1 protein-coding gene is annotated in these 3,369 nt (G+C 61.1%); it reads left to right on the forward strand.

The window, feature by feature from the left end:
- The first annotated feature begins 177 nt into the window (after window positions 1-177).
- Window positions 178-3,057: a bifunctional YncE family protein/alkaline phosphatase family protein gene (locus B7X49_RS18380; RefSeq protein ID WP_286705395.1), complete on the forward strand. Its 2,880-nt coding sequence runs from the start codon at window positions 178-180 to the stop codon at window positions 3,055-3,057.
- Window positions 3,058-3,369 lie beyond the last annotated feature (312 nt).

The following is a 3,369-nucleotide window of genomic DNA, read 5'->3' on the forward strand; positions in this document are numbered from 1 at the left end:
GGGAAAAGCCAGTTCGTCACGCTGGTGAATGTCAATGGCCGCCATGGCGGGGGCCACTAGCCCTAGTGGGTGTCTGAGTCAACCGGATAGGCACGGAGTGAACATCGGATATCTACTGAAGGCGGCAGCATGAACCGTTCATGCGCCAGTAATGTTTGAATGTCAGGGAGAATACCGATGCGCGCCAGTCCGGCGGCTAAGGCTTTATTGAAGACGACGCTGCTCGCCTCTGCGGCGTTGCTGGTCAGCGTTCAACTCGGCTGTGCGAAGGAGCCACGCGGTATTCCGCTGGGCGGCGTCCTGACCCCGAGCGGCCAGACCATCACACCCACGGTGGCACCCGGCGCGCAATTCGGCACGCTGAACCCGGGGCTTGCGGCGTTCCCGACCTACACCGCCGGCCAAGCGGTGACCACCACGGTCAGCCCGGATGGCAAGACCCTGCTGATCCTGACCAGCGGCTATAATCTGGTGCAAGACGCTTCGGCGAACGTGATTCCGTCGGCTTCGAACGAATACGTGTTCGTCTATGATATTTCGAACGGCACGCCGGTGCAGAAGCAGGTGTTGCAGGTGCCCGACACGTTCATGGGCATCGCCTTCGCGCCGGATGGGCAGCATTTCTATGTCTCGGGCGGTGTCACCGACAATGTCCATACGTTTGCCTTGTCGAACGGCGTCTGGTCCGAGCAGGGCACGCCGATCGCGCTGGGTCATCTGGCGCTGGCGAAGCCGCCGCTCAACCTGGGCGGCAACGGGCTCGAGGTTAAGCCGCAGGCGGCCGGGCTCGCGGTGACGCAGGACGGCAGCAAGCTGGTGGTCGCGAATTTCTATAACGACAGTCTTTCGGTGATCGATCTGGCGAGCAGCGCTGTGACCGAGGTGCCGTTGCGCCCCGGCATCATCAACCCCGCGCAGGATGGCGTGGCCGGCGGCGAATACCCCTATTGGGTCGCGATCAAGGGCAGCAGCACGGCCTATGTGTCGAGCGAGCGGGATCGTGAGATCGACGTGGTCTCGCTGAGCGGCACACCCACCGTCACCGCGCGGATCAAGACGACCGGCAACCCCAACCGCATGGTGCTCAACGCGGCCGGCACGCTGCTTTACGTGTCGTGCGACAATGAAGCCGACGTGCAGGTGATTTCGACCGCGAGCAATAAAGTGGTCGATACCATTCATACCACGGCGCCGAGCAATTTCGTCGGACTGCCGGCCTATTACCACGGCACCGAGCCCAACAGCCTCACCCTGTCGCCGGACGGCACCCGCCTGTACGTGACCAACGGCGGCACCAATTCGGTCGCGGTGGTCGCGCTGAATACGCCGAAACCCGAAGTGATCGGCCTGCTGCCGACCGGCTATTTTCCGAACAGCGTCAGCGTCAGCGCCGACGGCAAGATGCTCTATATCGTCAACGGCAAGAGCAACCCCGGACCGAACCCCTGCAATTTCAAGATCGCGGCGGATGCCAAGGGCTCGTGCACGCCGACGCTGCTGAGCAACGACTATATTCTGCAACTCTCGAAGGCGGGTTTCCTGTCGATGCCGGTGCCCGGTGCCGCCGAGATGGACCGGCTGACCCATATCGTGGCGCAGAACAATAATTTCGGGTTTCACGAAAGTGACCGCGACAGATCGATGATGGAATTCTTGCATCATCACATCAAGCACGTGATCTACATCGTGCGTGAAAACCGCACCTACGACCAGATCCTCGGCGATGTCGGCGAGGGTAATTCCGATCCGGCGCTGGCGGAATTCGGCAAGACGATCACGCCGAACGTGCATGCGGTCGCGCGCAAGTTCGTCGATCTCGATAATTTTTATGACACCGGCGAAGTCAGCGGCAACGGCTGGCCGTGGAGCACCTCGGCCCGCGAATCCGATTTCGGTGCCAAGGCGCTGCCGGTCAATTACGCCGGGCGCGGCCTGTCGTATGATTGGGAAGGCAACAACCGCAACGTGGTGGTCGCCGAGCCCACGCTTGCCGCGCGCATGGCGGAAAACCCGCTCTACCCGAACGATCCCAACCTGCTGCCGGGGCAGAACAACGTGGCCGCACCGGATGGTCCCAAAGGCCAGTTCCAGCAGGGCTATATCTGGGACAATGCGCTGCGCGCGGGGCTGACCATTCGCAACTACGGTTTTTTCATCGATCTCGATCGTTACGGTCTGCCGACCTCCGAAGGCGGCATTCCGCTGCTGACCGATCCCTACGCCAGCAAGACCCAGGTGTCGTTCGGCACCAACCCGGTGCTCGCGAAATACACCGATCCGTATTTCCGCGGCTTTGACAACGCGCTGCCCGATTACTTCCGCGAGGCCGAGTGGGCGCGCGAGTTTCAGGGTTATGTCAAGAACGGCAAGCTGCCCTCGGTCGAGTTCGTGCGCTTGATGCACGACCATACCGGCAGCTTCTCGACCGCGATCGATGGGGTGAATACCCCGGCCTTGCAGATTGCCGACAATGACTACGCCGTGGGCAAGCTGATCCAGACGGTGGCGCATTCGCCCTATGCCAAGAACACCCTGATCTTCGTGGTCGAGGACGATGCGCAGGACGGACCGGACCATGTCGATGCGCACCGCAGCGAGGCGTTCATCGTCGGGCCCTACGTCAAGCACCACGCCGTGGTCGATGCGCGCTACACCACGGTCAACATGATCCGCACCATCGAGGACGTGATGGGCATGGGTCCGATGACCTTGAACGACGCCTACGAACGCCCGATGGCCCATGTGTTCAGCCGCAAGGACAAGAGCTGGACGTTCAACGCGACCGAACCGGCACCGCTGACCGCGACCACATTGCCGATGACCAGCCAGGCGATGCGCGAACCGTTGTGGCACAACATGCACAACGCGGCCTGGTGGTCGGCCAAGACCAAAGGCTATGACTGGAAGGTCGAGGACAAGATCCCCGCCCTCGCCTATGATCACATCCTCTGGGAAGGCATGATGCCGGGCAAGCCCTATCCGGGGCGCAACGGGCTCGACTACTCGCACAAGGCCGATCAGGCAGACACCGGCGTGAAGCAGAACACGCAGGGCTGAGCGCAAGGCTTTTCGCTCGGCGATTTGCAGGATGCTGTAGTCTTTCCACATCCAAGGGAAGACTACAGCATTATGCAGGCAATTTTCCGGGTCAGGCGTTCTATTGGGTGTTCGTGGTCGATCGGGGTGGCCGATGGGTCATGGGGTTTGCGCCTTCCGTAGTGAGCGTTCGTGCCCGGCGTGGCGATGTAAAGCGAAACCGCGCCAATAGATCGTTACTCATCGGTCGGTAATTAAGACGACATTTTGCTAGTCGTATGTTTGCGGGGGTGATATAATTCCGGCATGAAACGGGACGGTCGCAGATTTGAT

The organism is Acidiphilium sp. 34-64-41, assembly GCF_002282635.1.
In the GTDB taxonomy this organism is placed as follows: domain Bacteria; phylum Pseudomonadota; class Alphaproteobacteria; order Acetobacterales; family Acetobacteraceae; genus Acidiphilium; species Acidiphilium rubrum.

What these genes read in the sequence shown, in the direction of transcription:
- B7X49_RS18380 (WP_286705395.1), top strand. Translation starts at nt 178, where the DNA reads ATGCGCGCCAGTCCGGCGGCTAAGGCTTTATTGAAGACGACGCTGCTC.